The sequence below is a fragment of the Brucepastera parasyntrophica genome (assembly GCF_022376835.1).
In the GTDB taxonomy this organism is placed as follows: Bacteria; Spirochaetota; Spirochaetia; order Treponematales; family Treponemataceae; genus Brucepastera; species Brucepastera parasyntrophica.
Map to the genome: position 1 here is coordinate 1,618,689 of NZ_CP084606.1, position 26,563 is coordinate 1,645,251.

A 26,563-nucleotide genomic window follows, 5' to 3' on the forward strand; every position below is an offset into this window, starting at 1 on the left:
CTCACAGGTAATGCACCGCTCCCCGCTGAAAGAAGTTCATACACCGCTTAATTATAATGGTCCTTCTTCAAAAAATCAATTAATTCTTTTTCCGGCACGGCTTTGCTGAAATAATATCCCTGATAGATATTACATCCCAGGCTCCGGAGAACATCCCGCTGTTCCTGTGTTTCGACGAATTCCGCAATCGTATCAATATTGAGTGTATCGCACAATTTCACTATTGAGCCTATTATATCCTGGGAATCTTTGTTGTAAGTTATATCCTTTACCAGCGCGCCGTCAAATTTCAGGGTATCAATGGCATATTCCTTGATATACAGCAGGGAGCTATGGCCCATTCCGAAATCATCAATAGCCAGTTTTACGCCCAGCTTATGAATGTTGGATATTGTTTCCTGGGTTACCATCGAATTATCAATAGCCGCAGTTTCGGTAAATTCAGCTTTCAGCATGGTCGGACGCAGTCCGTATTCGGATATATTCCTTTCAATAACGGTGACCAGCTTCGGCTTTTTAAGCTGCTCCGCAGACAAGTTGAATGACAGGACAAAGTCATCGTCGACAATATTCCGCAGACGCGCCAGCTGGGCGCAGGAATTTTTAATGACCCAGTTTCCGAGTTCCTCTATAAAATTGGATTCCTCGGCAATAAGGATGGTTACAGGCGGTATTATCAGGCCGAATTTTGAATGCCTCCAGCGCAAAAGAGCCTCCGCGCCGACGACCTTTCCTTCGCTGCTAACCTGGGGCTGATATTCAAGGAAAAAATTGTTTGTATAATGCAGGTCGTACATCATATCCTTTGACAGAATACGGGCAAGATTTCCCACAATATCATACCGGTCTATTATTCTGGTTTTGAATTTTGTTTCTATTGAAAGAACTTCTTCATTCAAAGCTTTCAGGTTTTTCTTGTTCCGCGCGTCTTTCAGATATTCGAGCATTCTCACAAAGGGATAATATATCGCGACTCCGATAAGAAAATTGACAAAAACCAGCACAGATCCGCTGATCGCACCTGTTGTTATATATCCCCCTATAATCGAGGGGTCGTCCACCCCACTGCCTGGGTACACAGAGGCACCAGATGCAATTTCATGGCGAGAAAGGTCGTAGTCGTCAGTGTTATCGGAACGAGAATAAAGGGAATAAGGAGGACCGGATTAAGAACAATCGGAATACCGAAAATCAGAAGATCATTGATATTAAATATACAGGTAAACAGGGAGAGTTTCGCTATATCGGCGACATTGCTCTGCGCGCCGAGAAGAATGGCGGCAAGAAGACAGATCGCGGCTCCGCTCCCCCCTGAAAAACGAAAATATCGAAAAACGGCTTGGTAAGGATAAACTGGGGCTGCAGACCCTGGGCAACTGCATCCATATTTTCAACCAGATTAGCCGCAAATATATTCTGGGCAACCGGTTCAAGTACATTGCTTCCATGAATGCCAAAAAACCACAAAATATGGACTATAAGATTAAACATGATGCCGGAAATAAATCCGCTGTTGAATTTATTGAATAAATCGACAAAGAGGTTAATGAAAATCTGGTTTATGTCGGTCACTCCGATCAGTGTAAGCAGAATCCTGATCAGAACAAAAAAGAGGAGAGTCAAAACGGCGGGTTCGACGGCCGACAGGTTTTGTGCGACAGTAGGGTCCGCATCGTCCGTAATAAATTTCCGCCGCACAAGCCGGTGTTCATAAAAGAAAGACAAAACAAAGGTAGAAGCTATAGAAATGAGAATGGCGAAAAATATCCCGTTAGGGCCGAAATTATTGGCCGAAAAAGGATTATTGAATTCATTCATTATAATAAAACAGGCCAGGGAAACCAGGGCGGGAATACTGGGTTAACATTGTTTCTCTTGGTTAGGCTGATTTCTCTGGACAGGGAATAGCTGATTGACAGCAGAATAGCAATGGACATTATACCGAAAGTTCCGTCCCATAAAAAACTACCGAAGTTGCGCCAATTGGGACCGAAAATACCGGCCATAAAATCGCTGTAGCCCGGAACCGGGAAATTATTTATTAATACCGCAAACGCTCCTGCAACCATCAGGGGGACTGTTGTAACCAGCCCATATGTTACTGAAGAAATAATACTGTTATTAGTTATATTGGCAACAACCCCTAGGATTTTCTCTCGCCTGTTCATATATCTCTCCAAAGAAGTTTCAGAAGCTGTTAAGTTGGCTTAACGTTTCATATATTCAAAATACTTAAAATCTCTGATACTAATATAACAAATTATACACCGATTTAAAAAAAATGCAGTAGTTTTATCAAATATTGGAGGGGTCCATGGTTTATGAATTCGGTTTGCAGACAGGAAGGGAAGGTTTCAGCGATATAACGGCCCAAACAAGGAAGCCGTGAAAAAAAGCGAAATACAGGACGGCCTGTGTGTGGTTTTTTGCCCGCACACTACTGCCGGTATTACCATAAATGAAAACGCCGACCCGGCGGTACAGCATGATTTACTGCTGGGCCTGAGTAAGGTCTTTCCTGACAGGCCGGAATTCAGGCATATGGAGGGGAATTCGGCGGCGCACCTCAAATCGAGCTGTATGGGCGCAAGCACAACAGTTATAATCGAGAACGGACAGCTTGTACTCGAACATGGCAGGGCATTTATTTCTGTGAATTTGACGGACCCGCTCGCGGCGTTTTTATGTAAAGGTAATGGGATAATTTTCAGGGACTGTTTTCTTTTTTGAGCAGGATACTCTTACTCTGGTTCAGGAAGGGCCGGAACATTCGGGGCGGATATTCTGCCTGGCAGCCTGCTGGGCGCCGGCGGTGTTCCGTTCCCAGAAAACACCTCCCGCATATCCCTGAATATCGGGACACTGATCGGCAAGGGCAAGCCTCTTTTCAGCCCAGATACAATAATCTTCGTTTAGTTCAACACCGGTATAAGTCCGTCCCAGCTTTTTTGCTGTTACCGAAGTTGAACCGGAGCCGAAGAAACGGATCAAACACATGGCCTCCGGGAGGTGAACTGGCAAGTATCAGTTTTGCCAGCAGCTTTTCCGGCTTCTGGGTCGGATGATCGGTATTTTCAGGCATGGACCAGTAGGGAATGGAAATATCATCCCAGAAATTTGACGGACAGGTAAGCCGGTATTTTCCGCCGCCGGATTCTTCCCAGTCTCTGGAACGCCATTGTCTCTGTATGGGGCCAGGACCCGCCGTTTCATTTTTACCGCCTCGATATCAAAATAATAGTCATTGCCTACTGTAGCAAACCATATATCTTCCATCCCGTTTTCCAGTTGTTTTTTGCACCCCGGCCCTTTTCCCGCTGCCAGGTTATTCGGTTCCTGATTTTCAGATGTTTTTTCATGACTGCATAAATGACCGGTGAAGATTTCCAGTCACAGCAGATATACACGGAGGCAGTTTGTTTGAGTAAGGGAAGGACTTCAGAAGCCAGTCCTCTGTATACCGGAAATATTCTTCATCCTGTTTTTCTGAAAACTGCAGACCGCTGAAATTTTTTGAAAGATTATAAGGAGGATCCGCGATAAGCAGATCAGTACAGCCGGAGGCAGCAATTCCGCGGCGGAGGTAATATCCGCGTGTATGGTAGTATTTACAATATCTTCAAATCCTGCCAGAGCGGTCAGGGTTACGAGTTTCTTTTTATACAGTTATATTCCTGACCGGAAACGGTCAGCGTCCGGTTACGTGGGGCCCGTTCCATGGCATATCAGGGGTCCTGCTTTATTCTCTTCCGAACCATAATGGTATTATAAAATACGCCGAATAACCCGGTTCGTATTCTGGATCATCTTTTCTATGGTAACTAAAAGTGGAATGCTGCCGTCTTCCCGGGCCGCAAAAGGCAATTCAGCCGGGCCCGGATTCCGTATGGGAACCGGATCCCATGAGTATTTATGCATTTTGCCGCCGCTTCCTGAATCAATGTGGAAATGTAATATCAGAACTGTCTGAAGTAAAATCCTTTATAAACTGTTCCTCGTCAAGTCTGATAGCATGCCTGTCATAAATCACCCTGTTTATCGCGGACAGATCATTCCTGAAAAACGGCCTCATGAAATCCTCTCCGTTTTTTTCACTGTCAACCGCGGAGCTGACCAGAACGGTCACCGAAGAAACCGGGATTTTCCGGTGTATTCCGGAAAGATCAAGCGGCCGGGCTCGGGCTTTGAAACAGGATCAGATGAGGAAGCGCAGGAAAAGAAACAGAAAAGCTGATAAAGTATTGTTCCGGCAGGAATTTTCATCACGATATGAATCTCCTTTGTTATACAGTATACTATAATAATAGCGGCCCAAACAAAAGTATTCTCCGGTTTGATAAAACAGCCTCTTGACAATATTACATATATAGTACATAGTATATGTATATGTATGGAGGATCTGGAATGAAAGTTACTTTCAACCCTATTTTTGCGGTGAGGAATCAGAGAGAATCTGCTCAAACGCGGAGATGTTATCAGGAGTATAAATTAATTTATCCGGGTGAAACACATGAAACACTCGCAAGAAGGGCGGGTGTAAGTACCAAACCATTCAGAGATGGTCGTCAGTCAACAGGGCCGAAGCGGAAGCTGTAAAAAGGCTTATCAGGTCCTTTCCGGAAAGGAACCTGGAGAAAATATTCTCTTGGCGAAGCAACCCCTGAACAATTGTACGACCGCTGCGCGGCAGTCGGCTGGACGGGTCATTTCATCAGGCAGAGACAGCAGAAGAAGATAGAACAAATCAGGGCGTATATATTTCCTGCCGCATGAACTACCCCGCTTTCCGGATTTTTTCTGCCCCTTTCTGTTGACAGTAAAATTTCTTTTGATACATTTACTCAGGCGATGGAGTTCGCCCGGAATACACATTATTCCAACTGCCTGTCTGAAGCTGATGACTCCTGCAAGGATTATTGCAGGGGTAATATGTGCAATCAATTAACACAAAAGAATTACTTCTCAATCAATCCCCATCTTGATCATGGGAGAAATTGTATGGAATTGGGAATTAATCTGGTTTTCGCTGTTATTCTGGCGGAGGCTGGGCCTCGGGAAAAATTTTTCCAAGATGCGCCTGCCCCCGCTTTTAGGAATGGTCGCTTTCGGGATTTTTGCTCAGCTTTTCTGGGCCGCCGCACATCCCCCATACTGTGGGAGCTTGCACCTTTTCTGAAATCTTCGCGCTTATTGTTATTCTCCTCCGCGCCGGTCTTGGTGTCGAAAAGAAAACCTTGAAAAAGATCGGTCCCGGCGCTTTGCTGATGGTTTTGTTCCTGCCTGACAGAAGGCTTGCTCTGATGGACTGATCCGGATATTCTTCGGGTTCAGCCGGACTGTCGCCGGACTTACAGGGTTTATGCTGGCCGCGGTATCCCCGGCCATTGTAGTTCCTCCATGCTGGACCTGAAAGAAAAAGGGTATCATGAAGTTTCTTCCCTGATTATCGCCGGGCTTCTATCGATGATGTGTTCGCAATCACATTCTTTCAGTTTTCTTATATGGCTCAGGCCGGGCCCGCCGACATTGTTTCTGCAGTTGCGGCTATCCCGTTCCCTGCTGGCGGGAGCGGAAGTGGTATTGTACTGGGATTTATCCTTTCTTTCCTTTCTCCCGCTGCTCCCGTAATATCCGGGCCACGGACAAGATGCTGATTACACTTGTTTCCGGAATTCTTCTGGTTCAGCTTGGGGGTGCGCTGCATTTCGCGGCCCTCCTGGGAGTTATGGCTGCCGGCTTTATCATTCTGGAGCGGAATGAAACCGCGGCCCGCGAATTGTCAGGAAAATGTCCAAACTCTGGATATTTACAGAGATTATCCTTTTTGTGCTGATAGGATATTCCATGGATGTTTCAGTGATTATGGGCGCGGGCTGAAGGGGGTCGCTGTTATCAGCCTCGGTCTGCTCGCCCGGGCTGCGGGAGTTTTTATTGCAACGGCATTCTCCGGCTTCACACTGAAAGAGAGAATATTCTGCATGATTGCCTATATCCCAAAGCGACCGTACAAGCCGCCTTGGGCGGCGCCGCCCTTTCAGCAGGGCTTGCCGAAGGAAAGACTATTCTTGCCATAGCGGTGGTCGCCATTATTTTTACCGCTCCTCTGGGACTGTTGGGAATACGTTTTTTCGGCCGACATCTATTAACTGTTGAAGTTCCCGCTGAATAACATGACACCCGTATTCAGCGGAACATGGAAGCAGCGCTATCTTTTTTGACAAGAGCCGACTCAAAATCTGACATTTTGAATCGCTCTTGTATCATTTTAAATGAAACTCCTGACATATTTTACTTGACAAAAACCTCAGGTAGTATGATAAAATCATTACAGAAATGAGGGAGTAGTCAGCGCGAAACTGCGTAACAAGTCAACATACTGGTCCGGCGGAATTTTCTGTGTGACCTGGCTTGGATTAAAAGGCGAGACTCATGTATCACTTGCAAAAGCGTATACATGGGTTCTGAAACAAACCGTGTATGCCGTTCAATTAAGGTATATGCGGTTTTTTTATTTTACCCGCATATAGTTGGCTATGGTTTTTATGTTAAGGATACAAATGGGATTGATCGAATTAATTGTTATCGCTATGGGATTATCAATGGATGCCTTCGCCGTATCAATTTGTATAGGTCTGTCGCACGAAAAAGCCGGTTTCGGAAAATCACTGACTGCGGGTTATACTTCGGAGTCTTCCAGATGCTGATGCCTCTTATCGGTTTTTTCTCGGGTCGCACTTCGCTGATATGATTACAGCCTATGACCACTGGATTGCATTTTTACTTCTTGCCATTATCGGCGGAAAAATGATTTTTGAAAGTTTTTCAAAGAGGACTGCAACAGCGCCGCGGTATCAATGAAATTTACCAACATGCTCACTTTGGCAGTAGCGACCAGTATTGACGCGCTGGCAATGGTATATCCTTCGCGTTTCTGAAAGTGAATATTGTTTTTGCCGTGGCCTGCATCGGCATTACAACGCTTGTCTTTTCAATGGCCGGAGTAAAAATCGGCAACCTGTTCGGCACACGCTTTAAATCAAAGGCGGAATTCGCGGGAGGAATAATTCTGATTCTGGTTGGACTGAAAATTCTTTTTGACCATCTGAGGGAGGTTTGATGAAATACGAAAATATACTTTTTGACCTTGACGGCACACTGACTGATCCCTATACGGGTATCACAAATTCATTTACATATGCGCTCGGAAAATTCGGAATAACGGAAACAGACAGGGAAAAACTGTCTCTCGTGATCGGACCGCCGCTGGAAAATTCTTTTCGGAAATGTACGGAATGGATGAAGACGCAACAAAAAAGGCAGTAAGCTACTACCGGGAATATTTTTCAGACCGGGGTATTTTGAAAATAAATTATATGACGGCATTGAAGATATTCTCAGACTGCTCAAAGACCGGAATAAAACCATTATACTTGCAACTTCAAAACCGGAAGTTTACGCCGGAAAATTCTGGAACATTTTGAAATCCTGAAATATTTTGACGGGGTAACCGGAGCAATCTTGACGGTTCAAGAAGCAAAAAGAAGATGTTATCAGTTATGTGTTAAGTACCTATACACTTTCAAAACCGAAACAGTTATGGTAGGCGACCGGAAATATGATATTATCGGAGCGCGGGAAAACGTATAGATTCCATCGCGGTGGAATATGGCTACGGGAGCATAACCGAGCTGGAAAATGAAAGCCCACTTTTATCTGCAAAACAATTGCAGGACTTTATGATTTGTTTCGGAATAAAATACCCTCGCCGCAGAGCAGCGGGGTATTTTTCTCTCCCGTGGAGTTGGTCACGGGTTTAATATCATGGAACCTATAATAACTAACGTTTTTATAGGTTGTTATAAAAACCGCCGCAGAGCAGCGAGGTGTTAAACCCTCGCCTCGAATAACTTTTTTTGTTTTAAACGAGTCGGCGCGGGAAGTATCGGGAACCAGCCCGGACAGGGCGCGAGTTCATCCATTCCGGGATCCCTGAGGAAACGCTTTCCGAAAAACAATGCTTGTCAGGATATATTTCATATTTTTCCCTGAACTGTACCGGAGTAAAATTCGGCATTATAACATTCGCGCCGGCGGCGAGCGCGTCGGCCCTGTAATCCCTGTCCATACTTCCGAGAGCGGTGGTCGCGGGCATCAGGGCATTCCTGTTCATCAGGCGCGTAAGGGCCACAGTCCTGAGCGTAAGCATTACATCTCCGGGAAGTTCCTTTCCGAGAGGAGTATCGGGATGAGGAATAAAGGTCCTATTCCTATCATGTCAAAATCAAAATCGGAGAAAAAAATATATCTTTTGCTATGTGTATAATATTCTGGTTCTTTACACCAACCATCATTCCGCTGCCGGTCTGATACCCCAGCCTTCTGAGATCTTCAAGACAGCGTATTCTCGTTTCAACACGCCTCCCGCTGTGCAGTGATTCATACAGGAAAGCATCGGAGCTTTCGATTCTCAGAAGATACCGGTCCGCGCCCGCATTTTTCCATAGCAGATAATCTTCAGGGCTTCTTTCCCCGACTGAAAGCGTGACCGCCATTTCATAATTGCGTTTTATGTATTGTATAATTTCGGCAAGCCATTCAGGGGCAAGGCCGTCTTCGCCTGACTGGAGAACAACGGAACGGAGTCCGGCCCGGTAAATATCAGCGACGCTCCCGAGTAATTCATCCAGGCCAGCCGGTAACGCTGTGCTTTTTATTGCCCCGGTGAGTCCGCAATACCGGCAGGTATTTCCGCACCGGCTGGAAAATTCAACCAGCCCCGCACGATCAGACGTTTTCCGCATTCTTCATCCCTTGTTTTTGCCGCTTCGGAAAAAAGCTGTTCCATTTCCTCTTGGCTGTCCGAACCGAGAATAAAGGTAAGGTCCCGGATTATCTGTTCCCTGTCGGATAAGGAGAACCTGTTTTTTTTCGGAACAGTCCATATCCGGTTATGCGGTCCAGCGTGTCACGGTATTCTGCACGTATCATGTAACCGCTTCCCGGTTTTTACAGGATGTTTCAGTCCTGTAGGCTTCCAGAGCCGAAGGAAAGGGTGAAAGAGTTCTCTCCGCGACCCCTTTCAGAACTGAAATAGCCATTCCGTAATTTGTAACGGGTATCCCTGCCGCGGCAGCCCGCTCAATACGCCAGAGCATTTCGCGGCGGGTCAGGGTACAGGCGCCGCAATGAATGATGAGCCGGTAGCCGGAGAGGTCTGAGGGGTAATCTTTCCGGCGCAATGATCAATGGAAAGATCATATCCGGTAAACTGTCTGATCAGCCGGGAATTTTAACGCGTCCTATATCATCTTCAAGGGCGTGATGTGTGCAGGCTTCTGCAATAAGAATTCTGTCGCCGGGCCGCAGAGAGGTCAAAACTGCCGCGCCCCTGGCCATCGCGGTAATATCACCCTTGTAGCGCGAAAAAAGAATTGAAAAGGTCGTACAGGGAATATCCGCCGGGGTATTTTGAACCATCAGACCGGCGGCCTGTGAATCACAGATAACCAGATCAGGCGGCGACGCAAGCCGGCCGAGAAAGGCGGGATAGTCCGTTTCCCTGACTACACAGACCGAAGCGTTATAATCAAGCGCGTCCCGTATGGCCTGGACCTGCGGAAGAATAAGTCTTCCCTTCGGGGCCTGAATATCAATCGGCACAATCATGACAACAACAGGCAGAGAACCTGTCCGCGGAATCAGGTCGCCGAGAATTGCCGGCGGGTCCAGAAAATTTTCGGGGCAGGCTGAAAGGAGCAGGCGTTTGAGTTCCAGCATACAGGCTTCCCGCTCATCATGATACCGCATACAGCGGGAAGCCGAGCACTGCATATACGGATAGGCCAGGCTGTCAGACCAGTCCGTTTGGACAGGATGTATATCGGTTTTGTTTATAACCAGAATCAGAGGGGTTTTTGTGCGGCCGCATTCATCCGCTATAGTCTGTTCATATTCTGTCCAGATTCCGCTTTCAAGTATCAGCAGGGCAATATCGGAAGACGCCAGGGCCCTGAATGTTTTTGCGATACGCTGTTCTCCCAGTTCGGATTCATCATCAATGCCGGCGGTATCAAGAAAGGTAACCGGCCCCAGCGGCAGGAGTTCCATGCTTTTGATAACCGAATCGGTCGTTGTCCCCGGAACCGGAGAAACAATTGAAGTGTCCTGTCCTGTCACCATATTGAGAAAACTTGACTTGCCGGTATTTGCCCGGCCGAAGAGGCCTATGTGCAGACGCAGCGCTTTTGGTGCAGTCATCATTGTCAGTATCCCGTCCTTGTAAATTCACCCGCCCGTATTAAAAATACAGGTCCCGTTCTCCGGCCTTTATTTTTTCATAGGCCGCCGTAAAATGATCGAAAACAGCCTGCGAAAAGTCAGCGGGAACCCGGGCCTTTATTTCATCAATTTCAGTGCGGATCATTTCGTCGCCGATTTTTTTTGTTTCCGGAGAAGCGAAATCTTCAAGCCATTCCTGAAAGGTAAGAACAGCGTTCAGTTTGCAGAAACACCCTTCCCTTCCGCTTTCAAGCAGGGTCATTATTTTCTTGCCTGTCCGGCCGCACCGGTATCCTGCGGTACAAAAAGAAACAATATGTCCATGTTCGGCAAGCTCGCGGATTATCGCGTCCAGACTCCTGGTATCGCCAAGGATAAACTGCTGTCTTTCTTCTTCCTGCATATCGGAATTTTCATCAGAGAAGGCGTCGGTATAGGAACCTATTCCTACCCGGGTGTCCGCGTCCCGCTGGGTAATAATATCCATAAGAGAACGGATCATTTCCGGAGATTCACGGTTTGTGACTATAAGGCCGGCATATGGAATTGCGAGCCTGAGCACGGCAACAAGATAGTGGAAATCATCATCGCTGACCCTGTTCTCGACCCAGGAAAAATCGGTGTCGGCCGCAGGTTCAAGTCGGGGTACGGAAACCGTATGGGGCCCGAGCCCGAAACGTTTTTCCAGATCGCGGGCATGGGCGACCAGTCCCATTACTTCAAATTTCCAGTCGGACAAACCGAACAGGGCCCCGACCGCAACATCATCTATTCCCGCATCCATTGCCCGGTGAAGGGCATACAGCCGCCACTGGAAATTTCCCTTAAGTGTTTTTTCGGGATGGACTTTCCGGTATGTATCGTGATGGTAGGTTTCCTGAAAAACCTGATAGGTACCGATACCGGCCTCATGGAGTTTTTTCAGATCGGCAATGGACATGGGCGCCGCGTTAACATTTACCCGGCGGATTTCTCCCACGCCATTACGGACTCTGTCCTTTATGGAATAAATGCGGCGCATGCTTTCCGCTATGTAGTCGGCGTCAGTTTCGGGATGCTCGCCGTATACGACAACAAGCCGTTTGTGTCCGATCCTGGACGCAAGCACCCTTGCCTCGGATTCAATTTCGTCCATTGTTAAAACCCGCCTGGTAATAGCCTCGTTTCCGGAACGGAACCCGCAGTACCGGCAGGAGTTCACGCATTTGCTGCCGCAATATAGTGGAGCGAATGTTACAATGCGGGAATCATATACCTTCTTCTTGATTTCCTTTGCGGCTTCAAAGACTTCATTTCTGAGACCCGGATCCGTTACTCCAACCAGAGCGGCAACATCAGCGTCGTCCATCAGTTTTATATCATAGGCTTTTCGTATTATAGCGCGTATGCGCTCAGCCTCAGCGCCGGCATTTTCACGGATAGAAGTTTCTATTTTTTCATCATCAATAAAATCCCTGCCGTTTTCAAGATAGGGAGTAATTTCATCCTGTTTAATCTGGGCTTTAACCCAGTCCTTTACCGAAACAGTCCCGGTCCCTGTGCCATCTTTCATACTGCCTCCTATATTTTTGCAAGGGTTGATTTTGCCGTCACTCCGGGAATCATTCCCAGTTTCCCGGTAAAGGCGCCTATCTGATCTGTTGTCGCATCAACTATCAGCGTTATAATATTAAGATCCCGCTCATGGTACGGGATACCCATTCTGCCGATAATAATATCGCCGAACGCAGCAAGCACTTCATTAACATTTGAGGCGGTTTCTGATCTGTCTTTGATGATAATCGCGATAACTCCGACTGCCCTTTCTTCCATCTGTTTCCTCCTTAACGGATACGCTGAAATACGCGTAACTGCGGAGGGAAACCAAAAGTCTTTCAGGGCAAGCCCGGTTTTTCCTGAAAAAAAGGCGGGACCTCTCAGTCAAAACGGATATTATCCGGAAACTGAAAATTAAAAAAACTTTTTACCCTTGGCTTCAGACACACAGGTTTTTGGAATCTGTGATCCTGACCGCAGAAACGTCTTCCCTAATATAGTACTGCCGGAAAACCAAAGTATCAAGTGTTTTTGAAAAAAGAGGGAGGAGCGCATGTCTCCTCCCGGTAAAAGCTTTTTCAGGCCGTCATTGTCCAGCCCGCGGACTCCTGCTGGAGGTCCCAGAGGTTTCTGTAGAGTCCCCTGTTTTTCAAAAGAGCTTCATGCGTTCCCTGCTCGGCAACGCGGCCCTCATCAAGGACGATAATATTGTCCGCCTCTTTTATGGTTTTGAGGCGATGGGCTATAATTACTACTGTTTTCCGGCTTACCAGCGCGTTTATGGCCTTCTGGACCTGGACTTCATTTTCAGGATCAAGAGAAGCGGTCGCTTCATCCAGCAGGACAATCGGGGCATCCTTCAAAAGCGCGCGCGCAATGGAAATACGCTGTTTTTCCCCTCCGGAAAGAGTACAGCCGCCCTCGCCGACCGGCGTGTCATAGCCCTGGGGAAGCGCGGTAATAAATTCATGACAGCAGGCCTGTTTTGCGGCCCATTCAATTTCTTCCTGAGTGGCGTTCATCTTTCCGACTCTGATATTGTTGCGGATAGTGTCCCTGAAAAGATATACATCCTGGAAAACCATCGAAATTCTGGAAAGCAGTTTTTCAGGATCAATCTCTCTGATATCTTCATTATCCATCAGAATCTTTCCGTTCCGGACATCCCAGAACCTCGCGATAAGACGAGTAATAGTTGATTTTCCGCTTCCGGACGGCCCCACAAGGGCGGTGATACTTTTTTCCGGAATACTGAAGGACACGTTCCTGATTACTTCTGCGGAATTATACGCAAAGGTAACGTCCTGGAAAACTATCCCGGCTCCCGGGGGCGCGTTCTTTTCTCCGGGGAGGGGTTTTTCCCGGCGTATCTCCATAATTCTTTCAGAACTGAGTACGGAGTAATTAAGTTCCGCATAGTTTACGAGAGCGACCGTAAGAGGTTCAAACACTCTGTTGCCCATAAGCAGGAAAAGAAGAAACACAGGGAGAGTCAGCTGTCCGCCGGCTAAAAGATAGGTCCCGGTAAAAATCATAAAGGTCATGCCTGACCGGAGGATTGCTATGGCAACCATCAAAATAGGACCTATTAACCCTTCAATGCGGATGGACTCTTTTTTCAGGCGTTTAAAAGCTTCCTTAAGCCGGACAAAACGTTCCCCGCTCAAATTGTATGCCTTTATTTCACGCATGCCGAGCAGATATTCCTGCAGCCGGCTCGCGCTGTCAACCTTTGCTTTTATATGCTTTTTCCCGAGACGGCGCTGAATGCCCTGGGAAAGCCATACAATTAAAAGACCGAGCGGAAGGGCGGCAAACATTGCGAGTGCCATTTGCCAGCTGACAAAAAAAGTGAAACAAAAGCCACGACTGGCAAAACTATAGCGGTAACAATCTGGGGCACATAATGGGAAATGGATGTTTCGACATTCGCATAATCACCCAGCATCATTGTGGTCAGATCGCCGGGGTCGCGGCTTCCGAGAAATCCGAGCGAAAGTCTGCGTAAATGTTCCGCAAGTGAAATGCGGCCGCTTGCGGAAACCGTATAGGCGGCGAGATATGTTTTATCATAGGCAAAAGAATAGGTAAAAAGCTGGACTGCAAAAAGCAGAAAAAGAAGGCCGCATACAGTCCAGAGACGGGTCATATTGAGAGGCACCGCCGGATCAGCAAAATACTGATAGATGGTATTGAAAATATCAAAAACAAGGGCGGCCGGAATGATTTTTACTATTCCGTCCAGTATTGAAGCGGCGCAGGCTGTATAGAGCATTTTTGGATCGCCGCCTGAAAGATTGTAAAACATTTTTTTCATTATGCTGTTACCTCCATGTCTTTTTCACCCTGATTGAGGGTCCACGCGCCCGCATCTATATGGGCGGCCCACATACGGCTGTACAGTTCTTTTTTCCGCAAAAGTTCTTCATGGGTACCGCGTTCAACTATCCGGCCTTTATTCAGTACCAGAATCCTGCCCGCATTTTTGATTGTCGAAAGCCGGTGGGCGATAATAATAACCGTTTTGTCTTTTATAAGAGCGCCCAGCGCTTCCTGTATTTTTGTCTCATTCTCGGGGTCGGCATAAGCGGTCGCCTCATCAAGAACAAGAATAGGCGCGTTTTTTAAAATGGCCCGCGCAATTGAAATCCGCTGGGCCTCGCCTCCGGAGAGATACGTTCCGCCTTCGCCGATTTTTGTCCGGTATCCCTGCGGAAGCTGTTCAATGAATTCATGACAGCATGCCGCCCTGGCCGCCGCAATAACATCTTCCCTGCCTGCTGATGCGCGACCCATGCGAATATTTTCCTCAATGCTGTCATAGAACAAATGAACATCCTGGAAAACAAAAGAAACCGTGTCCATAAGCGTTTCGGTTTTCATATCCCTGATGTCGACACCGCCTATGCGTATGGCCCCGGATGCGACATCCCAGAAGCGGGGGATAAGATTCGCGACAGTTGACTTTCCGCTCCCGGAAGGGCCGACCAGCGCGGTAATTGCTTTTTCCTCAGCAGTAAAGGAAACATCCGACAGGGCCTCAACCCTGTCCGCCTCATCATTCCCCGCGTAGGAAAAAGAGACTGAGTCAAAACGGACCGGATATTTTTCCGGCGTCACCGGGACGGCGGGTTCCTTTACCGGCGGCTGGGAAAAAATGGCGTCGATTCTTTCTACGCCTTCGGAAATATTCCGCATGTTTCCGCCCACATATAAAAGTTTAAGCACGGGAACGGAAAGTCCGGGAGCAAGTACAAGAAAAAGAAGCAGGATAAAGGCAAAGGCCTGGTTTTCCGGATTACCGCTCAGAATAAATAAACCGACGGGAAGAATAAAGGTGAGCAAGGAAGACAGCATTACAAAAAAAACAACATACGATTTTTTGTAACACTTGGTTATCATAAGGGCCAGATCTTTATATTCAATTATTGCGTTATGAAAACTGAGAAAACTCCGGACCGACAGTCCGAACACCTTTACGGCGGGCATGCCGCGTACATACTCGATGCCGGCCGCGTTCATCTGTTCGAGTGAATCATGATACTGTGAATAAATCTGCCGGCCTTTTTTTCCGAGAAAGACAAAGCTCTGCAAAAAGAAGGCGAATAAAATGGGGACGCCGCAGCTCAGGGCAAGCCGCCAGTCCAGTGAAAACATAGCCGCCAGCAAAATCACCGGAAGGGCGACCGCGCCGACAAGATCAGGAATTTGATGGGCGACAAAATTTTCGATCTTTTCAACACTTACTTCCAGAATCTTTTTGATTGTTCCGGTCGACTGACGGGTATGGTATCCCAGAGGAAGTTTTGCCAGATGTTCGGCAAGTTTTACCCTCAGCTCGTATAAAATATTAAACGCAGAAATATGCGAGGCCATGTTACTGGCATACAGAAACACAAGCGAAGCTGCCAGCGAAATAATTGCCCGCAGGCCCCAGGTCCGGATAACAGCATAATCAATCAAAGCGGGAGACGCCGCGTTCCTGAACAGCTCGGCAACAATAAAGTATACCGCCACAAAAGGAATAAACTGCAATACAGTGCTTACAACAGACAGAATTCCTGAAAGAGTAAGAAGACCCCTTTTTGTTCCGGCAATTTCCATAAGCCGGGAAAAACCTGTCCTGCCGGCAGGTTCCTTTTTTGTATCCATAATTACCTCCTGCCGGTCATAATCCAAAACGTAATCTGGAGTAATATTAGAAGCATGGCCGGTCTATATAAGAATCTTTTTGTATATTAAGTTAGCATTTGCTAACTTAAAGCAGTTATAGCACCTTCCTGTTTTTTATGCAAGTATGTAATTGCATTTTGAGCCTGAACGTTTTTCTAAACAAGGCCGGGTAAAACTTCGCATAACAGGCTTTAGGAATTAACTGCGGTGAGTTTTAAGATTTGCCGTTTTCACTGATTTTTTGTTTCTGTGATTTTACTTCTGGAGCAAACCCGGCTCCGGAACCGCCGAGATTATGCCGCTGTCCCTGAATTTGCTATGCGATACCGGAGCAATTATGTATGAATTCAGGTAAAAGACATGAGGTTACCACATTTATCTCGCCCTGCGAGAATCTAATAGTATTAGTAAATATATTTATACAGATTGCGAATGGTTTTTAAAATACATATGCCGGGCAGCTTGGTCCGCGCCCGGCATATGTATAAACAGAGTTTTTTACTCTTTTATCATCTTTGCGGCTTTCGCGGTAATTTCCGTAAGGTTGGTAAGATCGGCGCTGAGGATAACTCTGGACCCCTTTTTGGCAATTCCTCCGACGGCGTCTATCCAGTTTTCTGACAGACTGAGATTGGCCGCGGCCTCGCCTCCTTCCATGGTAACGGCGGAAGCAACATTGCGGATACCTTCGGCGGTCGCGCGCGCGACAGAAACGATTTCTTTCGCCTTTCCTTCAGCCTCATTAATCATCCGTTCTTTTTCACCCTCACTCAGGTTAACGGCTTCTTCATAAGCGGCCATGGAAAGATTTATCTTTGTTTCCATCTCTCCGACCGAGCGGGCTATTTCCGCGCGCTTTTCCCGTTCAGCCTTCATCTGGGCTTCCATCGCGTCCATAATCGACTGGGAAACGCTGATGTTCTGGATTTCGTACCTGGTAACTTTTATTCCCCAGGGATCGGACGCCTCATCAACAGCCTTTACGACTAAAGCATTTATCTGCTCACGGGCCTCAAAGGTATTATCGAGCTCGAGCTGTCCCACAACGGAGCGCATGGTTGTCTGGGCAAGCAGTACTGTCGCGTAGGAATAATTCCTGATTCCGTAGCTTGCCTTTTTCGGGTCCATAACCTGGAGGTAGAGGACGCCGTCAACCCGGACGCGGACATTGTCTTTTGTAAAACAGTCCTGCGCGGGAACATCAATGGCCTGCTCCTTCAGGTTCTGCTTGTAGCGGACCCGGTCAATAAAAGGAAAAAGCATATGGAAGCCTGCCTCAAGGGTGTTATGATATTTTCCGAGGCGTTCAACGACAAGGGCCACCCGGTTCGGGACGACCCTGATACTTTTAAAAATCGCTATGATAAATACAAGCGCGAGTATCGCAACTACAATAAGAAGCGGAAAAAACGGGTTCATTTTTTACCTCCGGGAGCATTTTTCTGGGCGTTCTGGAAAATATCCGCGATTGAAGCGATAGCCGCGAGTTCTTCCGGATATACGGAAACATCGCACTGCGCAAGCGTTTCAGAAAACCGGGCTATATAATTTTCCGCAAGGCGGATCCCCATGGCGGTCTTTCCGCCGGGAAGTGAAAGGGCTTTGGCAACAAGCTGCAGGCCTTCCGCGGTCGCCTTGCTGGTGATTTCAATGGCCTGCGCCCGTCCGTCCGCAATATTGATTCTGCGTTCCTTCTCACCCATTGAACGGTTTATGGCGTCCTGTTTTTCACCCAGAGAGACATTTATAAGAGACTGTTTTTTCCCCTCGCTCGAAAGGATGTTCGCGCGTTTTACCCGTTCCGCGCGCATCTGGCTTTCCATTGCCTCAATAATGGTATCGGTCGGCGTAATGTCGCGGATTTCATAACGGGTGACTTTTATTCCCCAGCTGTCCGAAGCCTCGTCCAGGGCTTTTACAATATTTATGTTCAGCGTATCGCGTCCGCTGAAGGTTTTGTCCAGCTCGATTTTTCCGATTTCACTCCGCATGGTGGTCTTCGCAAGCTGGGTAACCGCGAACCGGTAATTTTCTATTCCGTAACTCGCTTTTACCGGGTCAAGCACCCTCAGATACAGAATCCCGTCAACCTTTACCTGAACGTTATCCGAAGTAATACATATCTGGGGATCGACATCCAGAGCCTCTTCCTTCAGGTTCTGTTTGTACGCTATGCGGTCTATAAACGGAACAAGCAGATGGAACCCAGCGGTAAGGGTCCCGGTATACTTACCGAGCCGTTCCACGATATAGCTTTCCTGCTCGGGAACCACAACGGCAATTTTGAACAGGATAATTACAAAAACTACAATAGCAATATATACCAGAACTACGGGCATTCTTTTCTCCTTCCTGCGTTATTTCAGAATTAATAGGTTCAACAATATAAACCAGGCCTTTCCGGTCAACAATCCGGGCGGAAGAGCCGGCTGGAATAGTCCCGCTGCTGCTTTGCGCGCTCCAGGTAGTGCCCTGGAAACGGATCCTTCCTTCCTGCACCGGCCCGACTGTTTCAAGGACCTCCGCGGTTTCACCCGCCCCTACTTCTTCAGGGTTCTTTTTGGAAGGATTAAAAACAGTCCCGCTGAAAATCCGTTTAAAATGTCTGCGGAAAAAAATGAGTGAAAGCAGGGATGTTACAATGAAAATCAGCACCTGCAGCCACAGCCATTGGGAAACAAAGGGAATAAGGCTGAGCAAAGCGGTCGCGATACCTCCCATTCCAAAAAAGAAAATCACAAATCCGGGCAGCAGCATTTCGAGTCCTATACACACGACACCGATAATGGCCCAGTAAACCCAGGGATCAAGCATACTCGCCTCCAATAATAAGACTATACCACAGAATGATGGTTTTTTGTATTGTTATTGATGTTTTGTGGAAAAAGCCGGATTTAAATAGTTTTTTTAATTTTATGGGTGCCATAAGGTTCAACCAGGGTAACCGCCCTTCCTCCGCATGATGGAGGAAGGGAAATTTACAGGTTTACCTCTTCATATCGGCGATGGGATCGGAAATAAGAATTCCGCCCGTTATTAAATTTTTGGCGTCCGTAAAGTCTGCTTTGAAAACCCTCGAGGTGCCGTCTTCATAGTCGTCCCAGGTTGCCCCGGCGTCGGCGTAAACTTTAATAGTTAATCCGTTTGAGGAAGAAGAGACTTTAACCGCGATATAGTTGGTTGTTACGGTAACCGCGGAATTCACCTGGGCTTCCCACCATTCCGACATTTTGGCGGAATATTCCAGTGTTCCTTTGAACAAAATATCTTCTTCCTGATAGGAAGAAAGGCCCGGGATATTGGCTATGAGAGCTTTCCTGAACTCTATATCACGGGAATCATACCACTGGGCGATTTCTTCCTCTCCGGTTGCCGGCAGGGGATTCACCTTTTCCCAGTTATACATGTCAAGCCCCGCCTTAAACCCGTCATCACACATATATTCAGTGATGTAATCAGCGGCGTTGATACCGGCGGGACTTTCAGCCGCCTGAAGAGCTTCTTCAAAACCCGCATAAACGCCGGAAAAGACCAGCCTTCCGGGCAAACCATAGGCAACGGAAAGGTCCTCGACGGTAAGGACAAGGGGAGACGCAGGAGAACTTCCCAGACCTGAACTGTCAGAGGGATCATATATAATATTCACATGATACGGAGATGAAAAAATGCCGTTATAATACATTTCGCCCTCATAATCAAAATAGGTTCCCATGATCACCGGGCTTCCGTCATTTACATAGGGGATTATAAAAATATTATTGGAAAGAATTTTTCCTCCGTCCGCTTCCCAGGCCGCGATAAAGCCTTCTTCGGTGGGCTGTGCCGGCTCACTCCATGCAAAAGTAACAAAATCGGCCACCACATTATAGCTGCCGTCCGGCTGCTGGCCGCCTATATCCGCAAACCCGAAAAACGAGTCCTCGGCCCATTCGCCTTCCGTTTCAACAGAATGCTTTGCCATGGTTTTTATGCCCCATTCATCCACGATATACTGGATTTTCCAGCCCGTATCAGGATACCGTTCATCCCACACGCCCTGCCATTCCGACTTGTCAAGTCCGGAAACGAGGGCCGCCTCTCCTGTGGAGGTCATGTTCTGGGAGGCCTCGGCGCCCGTAATTGTAGTATCTACCACTGCGAAAACGGGACTGCCGAAGGGCTGGTCGGAACCGGTCCTGGTAGCTATGGAAACGGTCGCGTTTCCGCCGGTATCTCCGCTTATCGAATATTTAATAATGCTGCTTGCCGCAGAAAGGGTGTAATATTCCGCCTGGGAGTTATAAAACCCTTTAAGGCGGAACGTTATATCTCCGTCATCCAGGACGCCGGTCAGGGGAATTGCGGTATCATCGCCCGAGGCCCTTCCGTAAATATGCCTTGCCCCTGATTCAGTGCCGGCGGTAAAATACGACGTATTGCCGCCGCTGGAAAACTTTCCGGTAATTGACAGCGTTTTTGGCGTTTCCGGATCGGGTCCGTCTGCCGCATTCGGACAACCCGAAAAAAACATGATCAGAGCCAGGGCCATACACGCCGCGGCAAAGTGATTCAGCTTTTTCATAAGTACTCCTTATTAAAATGGACTTAAAATACTAAGAACAGAAAACCCTCTGTCATTCTCAAATTATAGTACATAAATATATATATTGAAAGAAAATAGGATAAAAAGGCCTTTCAGAGGGGATTCCCCGCGGAATATATAAGCAAAAATTATTTCCGCGGGAAGTTGGATGAAAAATAAGAGGATTTACAGGGTATCGGCTATTTTAACCAGCTTTTCAGCGACGCCGCCCTTGCCTATACGCCGGTAGTCTTCCGCTACAGTGAGGAAGCTTTCTTTCATGACAGCGCGGGCCCCTTCATCATTGATGTTTTTCTGAAGGTCGGGAATAACCAGGTTCATGCCGGGGATAATCCGTTCCGGATTAATAACCACGCCTTCCGAGGCTGTCATAATAACCGGGAACCAGTACGCATACTCCTTCCCCATACACGGGCCGCAAGTTCCGAAAGGGTTTCATGGTATATTACCTTGTGATTCACGGAACCTTCCATAACCAGCTGTTTTTTCACTTCCGCGGGCGGAGCCGGGGAGGAGGGGGCGGCGGAGGTGTTTCCACAACCGGCGCGGGTTCCTGCACAACAACGGGAGCCGGCTCGGGTTCGGGAACGGTCTCTACCGCGGCAGGCGTTGAGCCGCAGGACAGTACAGTCATACATACCAAAAGAATAATCGCGATAATACTGAAATGTTCTTTTTTCAAAATGGCCTCCATTTCCGGTTCTTTCAGCAAACTATATCACAAACCAGTCTTTAAAACATAAAAAATTTGCTTTGTTACATAATTTTTACTCAAACTACTTATATTTTCCCTGTAGCTATGGTATTATCTACGAATGACTATTACAGATGAGGATTTGCCGATAAAGCCGTGTCCTTCTGTTGTCCTGGATTCATCCACTCTGGCGGCGTTAAAAAAATGCCTGTCGATATATTTGATAATATATACGTAGGCGAAACAAAAGATGATTCTCTCAGCCTCTGTATTGATGTGCGGAATTTCAGTGATTTTCTGTGTGAAAATGATGAAACGGCTGTTTTTACCCTGATAAAGCAGTTTACCTCCAATTTTCTTTCCTGCGTAAACCAGTTCGGCTATAACTGTTCATATTATAAACTTGTCGGAGACGGCGCGATCGTTATCTGGGATGAAGCCAGCGATGAGCATTTACGCGAAGCGCTGGAAGTTTTTTCCACTTTTACGGAATTCCTGAACGAGTATCTGTTTCAGTCCTTTCCCAAACTCGGACTTGCGGGCGCGCTTGTTCTGGAAAAGATTTTCAAATATGAAATTTCCGCGGAAGCATCCGATCTGAAATACCGGGATTATGTAGGATACGGAATAAACCTTGCGTGCAGACTGCAGACTCTGGCAAAAAAAGACGAGCTGATAATCAATAAAACCCTGATGGATAAAAAAGGCCTCCCTGCCATAGAGAAAAAAGTCCCTGTACAGGAAATGAACCTTTTAAAAGGCATAAGAGACCAGGACAGGAAAACGCTGTACGTATACAGCCCCTGATCTCATGAGCCGGTTTCAAAATCTGACATTTTGAAACCGGCCTCATAAAAGAGTTTAATCGCAAAAATCCGTTAATGCTGTTTTTTCCCGTGATGCAAATGAACCAGGACGGAAACAATTTCCTCATCCGCCGGGGCGAATAAATAGTCGGCCATTTCCCTTGTCGTAACCCAGCGGATTTCGTCATGGTCGCGGAGACTGATATGCCCGTCGATCAGTACGGCCCGGACAGCAATCAGATGGACAATTTTTGTTCCGTAATCATGCACTACTTCCGTAATAATATCCCCGGCCTCCACATGAGCATCCATTTCCTCACGCAATTCACGGACAATACATTCGGGAGCGGTTTCCCCGGCTTCTATTTTTCCGCCGGGAAATTCCCAGTATCCGCCGAGCGAGATTTCAGGCTTTCTGCGGGCGATCAGAATACGCCCTTCACGGTTTTCAATAACAGCGGCAGCAACATCTATCATACTGAAAGTATAAGCCGCCAGAGGCGCATTGTCAAAAAAACTGTTACTGTGCTATGCTTTGGGGCATGAAACATACTGCAAAAACAACGGTACGGACCTATGAACTCGATGCATATAATCACGTAAACAATGCCGTATACCTGAATTATCTTGAATACGGCCGTATGGCATATCTGCGGGCCATAGGATTTGACTATGAAGGACTTATCGCCGCGGGATACTTTCTGTATGTTACTCATATTGATATACGCTACAAGTTTTCAGCCCGCCTTGGAGATGAGCTTTCCATTCAGGTAGAGCCGGTAAAACTGGGCCGGGTTTCAGGCACCTTTCACCAGGTAATTACAAACCAGCGGAACGAAGTCTGTGCCGAAGCCGATGTATCATGGGGCTGCGTGGACAGTAACGGAAGGCCGTCAAAAATTCCGGATGAATTTTTTGTTGAAGGGCTGAGGCCCGAACCGGCAAAATAAAACACCTCGCCGCGAATAAAATCCGCGACGGGAAATTTTTCCGGTCAGGTTCCGGTTTTGTCCGCGGTTAATCCAATGGCCGAGACAGGATCTTCGGGAGTTATCCCCAGTTCCTCCGCAAAGCGGACCGCGTCTCTGGCATAACTGATTACAGCCGAGGGGGAATGGGCGTCGGAGCTGCAGATAATTCTTGCGCCCGAAGCCGCCGCCATTTCCCAGAATTCGCGGACAGGATACGGAGCTCTCATGCCGGTATCCGAATATATTTTCTGCCTGTTCAAACCATTCCCGTTTATCTCAAGCGGCATATTCATGCCTATCGCCGCTTCAATAATATCCTGCCAGGCCGATCTGATGTTTTCATCAATATTCGTGTAGGCCATCATAAAAATATCGGGATGGGCGATAAAGTCAAACAGCCCGCTCTGTATACCGCCTACAGTTAAGTCGGCGTACTTGCGTAAAAACCGTACCCCGGATATTTCCCCGCAAAAAAGAAATTCGCCGTTCTCGTTTACCCAGTGTGATCCGTATATGAGATAGTCTGCCTTTTCCTCATACCGAAGGCGGTCCCGTATCCAGTTTGTATAGGAAGGATACCAGTCGCATTCAAATCCGAAAAAAACGGGAAAGTCTGCCTCCTTTTTAGCGGCATTAACCAGTTCACGGTATTTCGGCAGTTCCTCCCGGTACATCCGGCTTCCCGGCCAGGTATTGTCCGGAAGCGGACAATGGTCGGAAAAGCCGAGCGCCGAACAGCCGTCAACATTGGCCTGGCGGACATAATCTGCGGGATCTCCAAGGGCATGTTTGCAGAGCGATGTATGGGTATGGAGGTTACTTATATTCATTGTATTTTATACTCCTATAAGTTACGTTTTTGATACAAAAAATCAGCTGATTCTTTGTATCAAAAACACTTACAATCGGAAGTAGTCAAATAATTTAAATTATTTGACTATAAATATACTGAACTGCGGAAAATTGTACAATCAGCGGCGTTTCGTCTCCCGTTGTGAAGGCTTCCCGTTTCTGGTATAGTACTGGTCATGAAATCGTCCGAACTTTTTACCCTGCTATACCAGGATGAACATATCGCTGTTTTAAATAAAAGCTCAGGTCTGCTTGTCGCGTCAGACCGCTGGGATCCGGACGCGCCGAGGCTTGATATTCTGGCTTCCCGGCAGCTCTGCGGAGACGGGGAACGCCTGTATGCGGTCCACCGGATCGATAAGGATACCTCCGGGCTTGTTATGTATGCCCGGACGGACGAAGCGCACCGCGCGCTCAGTATGGCGTTTGAAAAACGTGAAATAGAAAAAACCTACCACGCGCTGGTATACGGCCGGCCGGTGTGGGAAGAAACAGAAATAAACATACCACTGCGGGCGGACGGTGACCAGAAACACCGGACAATAAAGGATACCCGCCGGGGAAAAGACGCAAAGACAGGACTGCGGTTTATCGGACCCTGCGGACAATACAGCTGGATTGAAGCAAGGCCAATAACAGGCCGCACACACCAGATCCGTGTCCATTTGACAATTTCAGGGCTGCCTATTGTATGTGATCCGCTTTACGGAAATCCGGCTCCGTTATATCTGTCGAATATAAAACGTTCCTGGCATGGTGATGAACTTTCCGAAAGGCCCCTGCTTAACCGGCTTGGCCTTCACGCCTGGAAAATGCGGTTCGCCCATCCAGCGACGGGAGAACCGGTGGAATTTACCGCACCCTACCCCCGTGATTTGAACAGTACCAGAAAACAGCTCGCGAAACTGTACAGAACAGACCCCCTCGGTGAAGAATAGTCTGCCCGTACAATAACTCCGGGCTGCTCATTATATCCGGGGGTTAAGACCGGAGGTCGATTATAATTGCTCCGGATTTTTTATCCCTCATCAGGTTTTTCCCGGAAAACGGGACGGAAATAAGAGAGCCTGACTCGCAACTCTTAAGGTAATCCGCCGCCTGATATTTTCCCGAAACAAGAACCAGCCCTATTTCCGAGCAGCCGTATCTTCCCGAATGAAAATCGGGGAGCTGAATCATATCCGAAAAAATCCGTATATTTAAAACCTTTCCGGCGTCCCGGCTTTCTCCCGTATGCGGCGCTTTCTTTTTTCCGGACGGTCATCGGGGTCCCGCGCCGCATAGAGAAAAGTCAACGCGGCCCGGTCTTTTGAGAGGCCGGAATCCCCGGAAAGTTTGTGCAGCTGAGCCGGAGCGGAGGCCGTATCAAAAACAAAATGACACCATTTTCTGCTGTTTTTGCCGGCAAGCGGACAGAGTTCAGTATGGGGACAGGGAAATACCGGGAGAAAATCCAGCCGGCCGAGGGCCTCACGCATCAGGGAAATAAACCTGCCGGCGGCGGGAATTCCCGGCTCTACCAGCAAAACGGAAGCCTGAGGCTGAACATAGTTTTCGATTATTCCGGCGTACAATTGTATCTGCCGTTCAAGAGAGCGCGGGTTATTCCAGAATAATTCATTAAACATATTCGCGCTCGCGGCGAACCTGACTTTTCTGTGCAGGGGCACGCCCGCCTCACCTTTTACCCGTGTAATATGCCAGGGAGTATTTCCGGTCCTGGCGGCGAAATGCAGGAAAATTTCCTCGCCGGCGGAAAGCGCGTTCTGGGAAACATCAACACAGTACCATGAAATCTTTTTGTCCCGTAAATCGGGGCGGGCTATCCAGAGGGCAACCGGCAAGGTAAGCGGACCCGAACCGAGATCAAGGGCAAAGTCTCCGTCTTCAAGTTCAAGAGGCAGGGATGTAAAAAGGCGGACAAGCCTGACAAGGTTCCACCACATATAATAACGGATATAGGCTGAAAGAACGGAAGGGTCATTCATATACCCGACCCGTCTTGTATTCCGTTCATCCGTCAGGCTGCGGGACAGCTGCCGTATATCATCGTTCAGCTGCCGGCGTTTTTTACTGTCCAGAGGCATAACTTCCTGGACTATTGACGGAAACTGTTCGAGCAGATTTCCGGAGCCGGAGGTCAGCGGCGGAAAAACGGCGGGGCCTTCTTCAGGGCGGATGAAGCCCAGGCGGACCATACTCCGCCCCTGTTCCGCTTTTCTTTTTATAGGCCGGTCTGTTTTTCCGGATTTTTCCCCCGGACGGGAATTACTGTATTTCGGGTTCCGGTTCATTTTCCGTATTCCATTTGTGCGCAATAGCGTACATGTCGAGAAGTTCCGATCTGATGGCGTCTATGCCTTCGCGTATCTGCAGGGCGCGGGAATCGGTAAGCTCCGTGAGAAGCTGCTCTCCGGCCCCTTCAATTGTGTATTTTTTTTTCTGCACGAGAAACTGTATGCGTGAAATAAGTTCAACTGTTCGGCGGGAATAAAACCGCCTCCCCTGCCCGTCCTTGCGGGGACGGATAAGAGGTATGACTTCCTCCCAGTAGCGGAGAACGTGGGCTTTTACGCCGGTGATTTTTTCAACCTGCCCTATGGAAAATTCTGCCATATACTCCTTTAAGTGACGTTTCTGATACAAAGAATCAGCTGATTTTTTGTATCAG

Annotated in this window: 35 protein-coding genes, 3 pseudogenes and 1 riboswitch; of the genes and pseudogenes, 12 read left to right on the forward strand and 26 right to left on the reverse strand. The window is 47.7% G+C overall.

The genetic code is table 11. The features are described 5' to 3' along the window. Positions 1–47 precede the first annotated feature (47 nt). The 3 genes and pseudogenes from K7I13_RS07630 to K7I13_RS07640 form a co-directional block, all read right to left on the reverse strand. The gene (locus K7I13_RS07630) at positions 48–1,079 is read right to left on the reverse strand and encodes an EAL domain-containing protein (protein WP_255949178.1); all 1,032 of its coding nucleotides are present in this window, start codon (positions 1,077–1,079) and stop codon (positions 48–50) included. Next, positions 1,040–1,818, reverse strand: a pseudogene (locus K7I13_RS07635) (PTS transporter subunit EIIC). Before K7I13_RS07635 ends, K7I13_RS07630 begins: the two are co-directional and overlap by 40 nt. Further along, positions 1,818–2,168 (reverse strand): hypothetical protein, encoded by a 351-nt coding sequence (locus K7I13_RS07640; protein ID WP_255944683.1) that lies wholly within the window; start codon positions 2,166–2,168, stop codon positions 1,818–1,820. The pseudogene K7I13_RS07635 and the gene K7I13_RS07640 overlap by 1 nt, the downstream one beginning before the upstream one ends. A gap of 217 nt (positions 2,169–2,385) precedes the next feature. Between K7I13_RS07640 and K7I13_RS07645 the strand changes: the two genes are divergently transcribed. Next, on the forward strand, positions 2,386–2,730 hold the full coding sequence (locus K7I13_RS07645; RefSeq protein ID WP_255944684.1) for a secondary thiamine-phosphate synthase enzyme YjbQ: 345 nt from the start codon (positions 2,386–2,388) through the stop codon (positions 2,728–2,730). 21 nt (positions 2,731–2,751) lie between these two features. On the opposite strand, the gene K7I13_RS07650 is transcribed toward K7I13_RS07645, so the two are convergent. The 3 genes from K7I13_RS07650 to K7I13_RS07660 form a co-directional block, all read right to left on the reverse strand. Further along, positions 2,752–2,997, reverse strand: coding sequence for a DNA methyltransferase (locus K7I13_RS07650; protein ID WP_255944685.1), 246 nt, complete (start codon positions 2,995–2,997; stop codon positions 2,752–2,754). Then, the gene (locus K7I13_RS07655; protein WP_369413656.1) at positions 2,918–3,082 is read right to left on the reverse strand and encodes a DNA methyltransferase; all 165 of its coding nucleotides are present in this window, start codon (positions 3,080–3,082) and stop codon (positions 2,918–2,920) included. The genes K7I13_RS07650 and K7I13_RS07655 overlap by 80 nt, the downstream gene beginning before the upstream one ends. An 855-nt stretch (positions 3,083–3,937) precedes the next feature. Next, entirely contained in the window at positions 3,938–4,126 is a 189-nt protein-coding gene (locus K7I13_RS07660) for a hypothetical protein (protein ID WP_255944686.1), read from the reverse strand. Between the two features lie 709 nt (positions 4,127–4,835). Beyond that, a riboswitch (Fluoride riboswitch) is annotated at positions 4,836–4,914 on the forward strand. Positions 4,915–5,397: 483 nt separating this feature from the next. Between K7I13_RS07660 and K7I13_RS07665 the strand changes: the two genes are divergently transcribed. From K7I13_RS07665 to K7I13_RS15635, 8 genes and pseudogenes are all read left to right on the forward strand, one after another. Continuing rightward, a complete protein-coding gene (locus K7I13_RS07665) occupies positions 5,398–5,628 on the forward strand; it encodes a hypothetical protein (protein ID WP_255944687.1) in 231 nt (76 codons plus the stop codon). 388 nt (positions 5,629–6,016) lie between these two features. Continuing rightward, entirely contained in the window at positions 6,017–6,169 is a 153-nt protein-coding gene (locus K7I13_RS07670; RefSeq protein WP_255944688.1) for a hypothetical protein, read from the forward strand. A 394-nt stretch (positions 6,170–6,563) separates the two neighbouring features. Further along, positions 6,564–6,704, forward strand: a complete 141-nt coding sequence (locus tag K7I13_RS07675; protein ID WP_255944689.1) for a hypothetical protein — start codon at positions 6,564–6,566, stop codon at positions 6,702–6,704. After that, positions 6,704–6,858 (forward strand): annotated as a pseudogene (locus tag K7I13_RS07680) (manganese efflux pump). The gene K7I13_RS07675 and the pseudogene K7I13_RS07680 overlap by 1 nt, the downstream one beginning before the upstream one ends. Before the next feature lie 79 nt (positions 6,859–6,937). Continuing rightward, a complete protein-coding gene (locus K7I13_RS07685) occupies positions 6,938–7,117 on the forward strand; it encodes a manganese efflux pump (RefSeq protein WP_255944690.1) in 180 nt (59 codons plus the stop codon). Further along, entirely contained in the window at positions 7,117–7,323 is a 207-nt protein-coding gene (locus K7I13_RS07690; protein WP_255944691.1) for an HAD hydrolase-like protein, read from the forward strand. Before K7I13_RS07685 ends, K7I13_RS07690 begins: the two co-directional genes overlap by 1 nt. Then, on the forward strand, positions 7,293–7,481 hold the full coding sequence (locus K7I13_RS07695) for a hypothetical protein (RefSeq protein WP_255944692.1): 189 nt from the start codon (positions 7,293–7,295) through the stop codon (positions 7,479–7,481). Before K7I13_RS07690 ends, K7I13_RS07695 begins: the two co-directional genes overlap by 31 nt. Before the next feature lie 37 nt (positions 7,482–7,518). Beyond that, positions 7,519–7,647, forward strand: coding sequence for a hypothetical protein (locus tag K7I13_RS15635; RefSeq protein WP_369413657.1), 129 nt, complete (start codon positions 7,519–7,521; stop codon positions 7,645–7,647). A gap of 271 nt (positions 7,648–7,918) precedes the next feature. On the opposite strand, the gene K7I13_RS07700 is transcribed toward K7I13_RS15635, so the two are convergent. The 15 genes and pseudogenes from K7I13_RS07700 to K7I13_RS07770 form a co-directional block, all read right to left on the reverse strand. Further along, positions 7,919–8,206, reverse strand: coding sequence for a hypothetical protein (locus K7I13_RS07700; RefSeq protein ID WP_369413658.1), 288 nt, complete (start codon positions 8,204–8,206; stop codon positions 7,919–7,921). Between the two features lie 64 nt (positions 8,207–8,270). Next, positions 8,271–8,801, reverse strand: coding sequence for a radical SAM protein (locus tag K7I13_RS07705; RefSeq protein ID WP_255944693.1), 531 nt, complete (start codon positions 8,799–8,801; stop codon positions 8,271–8,273). A 183-nt stretch (positions 8,802–8,984) separates the two neighbouring features. Next, on the reverse strand, positions 8,985–9,239 hold the full coding sequence (locus K7I13_RS07710; protein WP_255944694.1) for a hypothetical protein: 255 nt from the start codon (positions 9,237–9,239) through the stop codon (positions 8,985–8,987). Positions 9,240–9,276: 37 nt separating this feature from the next. After that, positions 9,277–10,260 carry a [FeFe] hydrogenase H-cluster maturation GTPase HydF gene (gene hydF / locus K7I13_RS07715; protein WP_255944695.1) on the reverse strand — a complete coding sequence of 328 codons (984 nt, stop codon included), beginning with the start codon at positions 10,258–10,260 and terminating at the stop codon, positions 9,277–9,279. A gap of 37 nt (positions 10,261–10,297) precedes the next feature. Further along, positions 10,298–11,830 (reverse strand): [FeFe] hydrogenase H-cluster radical SAM maturase HydG, encoded by a 1,533-nt coding sequence (hydG, locus tag K7I13_RS07720; RefSeq protein WP_255944696.1) that lies wholly within the window; start codon positions 11,828–11,830, stop codon positions 10,298–10,300. Positions 11,831–11,838: 8 nt separating this feature from the next. Then, positions 11,839–12,090 carry a TM1266 family iron-only hydrogenase system putative regulator gene (locus K7I13_RS07725; RefSeq protein WP_255944697.1) on the reverse strand — a complete coding sequence of 84 codons (252 nt, stop codon included), beginning with the start codon at positions 12,088–12,090 and terminating at the stop codon, positions 11,839–11,841. Between the two features lie 302 nt (positions 12,091–12,392). Then, the gene (locus K7I13_RS07730) at positions 12,393–13,358 is read right to left on the reverse strand and encodes an ABC transporter ATP-binding protein (RefSeq protein WP_369413736.1); all 966 of its coding nucleotides are present in this window, start codon (positions 13,356–13,358) and stop codon (positions 12,393–12,395) included. Further along, positions 13,335–14,131: pseudogene (locus K7I13_RS07735) on the reverse strand (ABC transporter transmembrane domain-containing protein); the annotation flags it as partial. The gene K7I13_RS07730 and the pseudogene K7I13_RS07735, both read right to left, overlap by 24 nt. After that, the gene (locus K7I13_RS07740) at positions 14,131–15,966 is read right to left on the reverse strand and encodes an ABC transporter ATP-binding protein (protein WP_255944700.1); all 1,836 of its coding nucleotides are present in this window, start codon (positions 15,964–15,966) and stop codon (positions 14,131–14,133) included. The gene K7I13_RS07740 and the pseudogene K7I13_RS07735, both read right to left, overlap by 1 nt. Before the next feature lie 519 nt (positions 15,967–16,485). Then, a complete protein-coding gene (locus tag K7I13_RS07745) occupies positions 16,486–17,406 on the reverse strand; it encodes an SPFH domain-containing protein (protein ID WP_255944701.1) in 921 nt (306 codons plus the stop codon). Continuing rightward, entirely contained in the window at positions 17,403–18,326 is a 924-nt protein-coding gene (locus K7I13_RS07750) for an SPFH domain-containing protein (protein WP_255944702.1), read from the reverse strand. Before K7I13_RS07750 ends, K7I13_RS07745 begins: the two co-directional genes overlap by 4 nt. Further along, positions 18,217–18,801 (reverse strand): NfeD family protein, encoded by a 585-nt coding sequence (locus tag K7I13_RS07755; protein ID WP_255944703.1) that lies wholly within the window; start codon positions 18,799–18,801, stop codon positions 18,217–18,219. Before K7I13_RS07755 ends, K7I13_RS07750 begins: the two co-directional genes overlap by 110 nt. A 172-nt stretch (positions 18,802–18,973) precedes the next feature. Beyond that, the gene (locus K7I13_RS07760; RefSeq protein ID WP_255944704.1) at positions 18,974–20,548 is read right to left on the reverse strand and encodes a hypothetical protein; all 1,575 of its coding nucleotides are present in this window, start codon (positions 20,546–20,548) and stop codon (positions 18,974–18,976) included. Positions 20,549–20,734: 186 nt separating this feature from the next. Continuing rightward, positions 20,735–20,977: a hypothetical protein gene (locus tag K7I13_RS07765; RefSeq protein ID WP_255944705.1), complete on the reverse strand. Its 243-nt coding sequence runs from the start codon at positions 20,975–20,977 to the stop codon at positions 20,735–20,737. Between the two features lie 79 nt (positions 20,978–21,056). Next, positions 21,057–21,251: a hypothetical protein gene (locus K7I13_RS07770; protein WP_255944706.1), complete on the reverse strand. Its 195-nt coding sequence runs from the start codon at positions 21,249–21,251 to the stop codon at positions 21,057–21,059. 216 nt (positions 21,252–21,467) lie between these two features. Here K7I13_RS07770 and K7I13_RS07775 point away from each other — a divergent pair, with 216 nt between their 5' ends. Further along, on the forward strand, positions 21,468–22,070 hold the full coding sequence (locus K7I13_RS07775; protein ID WP_255944707.1) for a hypothetical protein: 603 nt from the start codon (positions 21,468–21,470) through the stop codon (positions 22,068–22,070). 71 nt (positions 22,071–22,141) lie between these two features. Here the strand turns inward: K7I13_RS07775 and mutT are convergent, their stop codons facing one another. Continuing rightward, positions 22,142–22,546, reverse strand: coding sequence for an 8-oxo-dGTP diphosphatase MutT (gene mutT / locus K7I13_RS07780; RefSeq protein ID WP_255944708.1), 405 nt, complete (start codon positions 22,544–22,546; stop codon positions 22,142–22,144). Between the two features lie 65 nt (positions 22,547–22,611). On the opposite strand from mutT, the gene K7I13_RS07785 reads away from it, so the two are divergent. Then, the gene (locus K7I13_RS07785; RefSeq protein ID WP_255944709.1) at positions 22,612–23,019 is read left to right on the forward strand and encodes an acyl-CoA thioesterase; all 408 of its coding nucleotides are present in this window, start codon (positions 22,612–22,614) and stop codon (positions 23,017–23,019) included. Positions 23,020–23,063: 44 nt separating this feature from the next. Here the strand turns inward: K7I13_RS07785 and K7I13_RS07790 are convergent, their stop codons facing one another. After that, positions 23,064–23,870: a histidinol-phosphatase gene (locus tag K7I13_RS07790; protein WP_255944710.1), complete on the reverse strand. Its 807-nt coding sequence runs from the start codon at positions 23,868–23,870 to the stop codon at positions 23,064–23,066. A gap of 198 nt (positions 23,871–24,068) precedes the next feature. Between K7I13_RS07790 and K7I13_RS07795 the strand changes: the two genes are divergently transcribed. After that, positions 24,069–24,830 carry an RluA family pseudouridine synthase gene (locus K7I13_RS07795; RefSeq protein WP_255944711.1) on the forward strand — a complete coding sequence of 254 codons (762 nt, stop codon included), beginning with the start codon at positions 24,069–24,071 and terminating at the stop codon, positions 24,828–24,830. Between the two features lie 43 nt (positions 24,831–24,873). Here the strand turns inward: K7I13_RS07795 and K7I13_RS07800 are convergent, their stop codons facing one another. The 3 genes from K7I13_RS07800 to K7I13_RS07810 all read right to left on the reverse strand — a co-directional run bounded on the left by K7I13_RS07800 (position 24,874) and on the right by K7I13_RS07810 (position 26,508). Beyond that, positions 24,874–25,071 (reverse strand): hypothetical protein, encoded by a 198-nt coding sequence (locus K7I13_RS07800; RefSeq protein ID WP_255944712.1) that lies wholly within the window; start codon positions 25,069–25,071, stop codon positions 24,874–24,876. A gap of 20 nt (positions 25,072–25,091) precedes the next feature. After that, the gene (locus tag K7I13_RS07805) at positions 25,092–26,090 is read right to left on the reverse strand and encodes a small ribosomal subunit Rsm22 family protein (RefSeq protein WP_255944713.1); all 999 of its coding nucleotides are present in this window, start codon (positions 26,088–26,090) and stop codon (positions 25,092–25,094) included. A gap of 70 nt (positions 26,091–26,160) precedes the next feature. Beyond that, entirely contained in the window at positions 26,161–26,508 is a 348-nt protein-coding gene (locus K7I13_RS07810) for a MerR family transcriptional regulator (protein WP_255944714.1), read from the reverse strand. Positions 26,509–26,563: the final 55 nt, after the last annotated feature.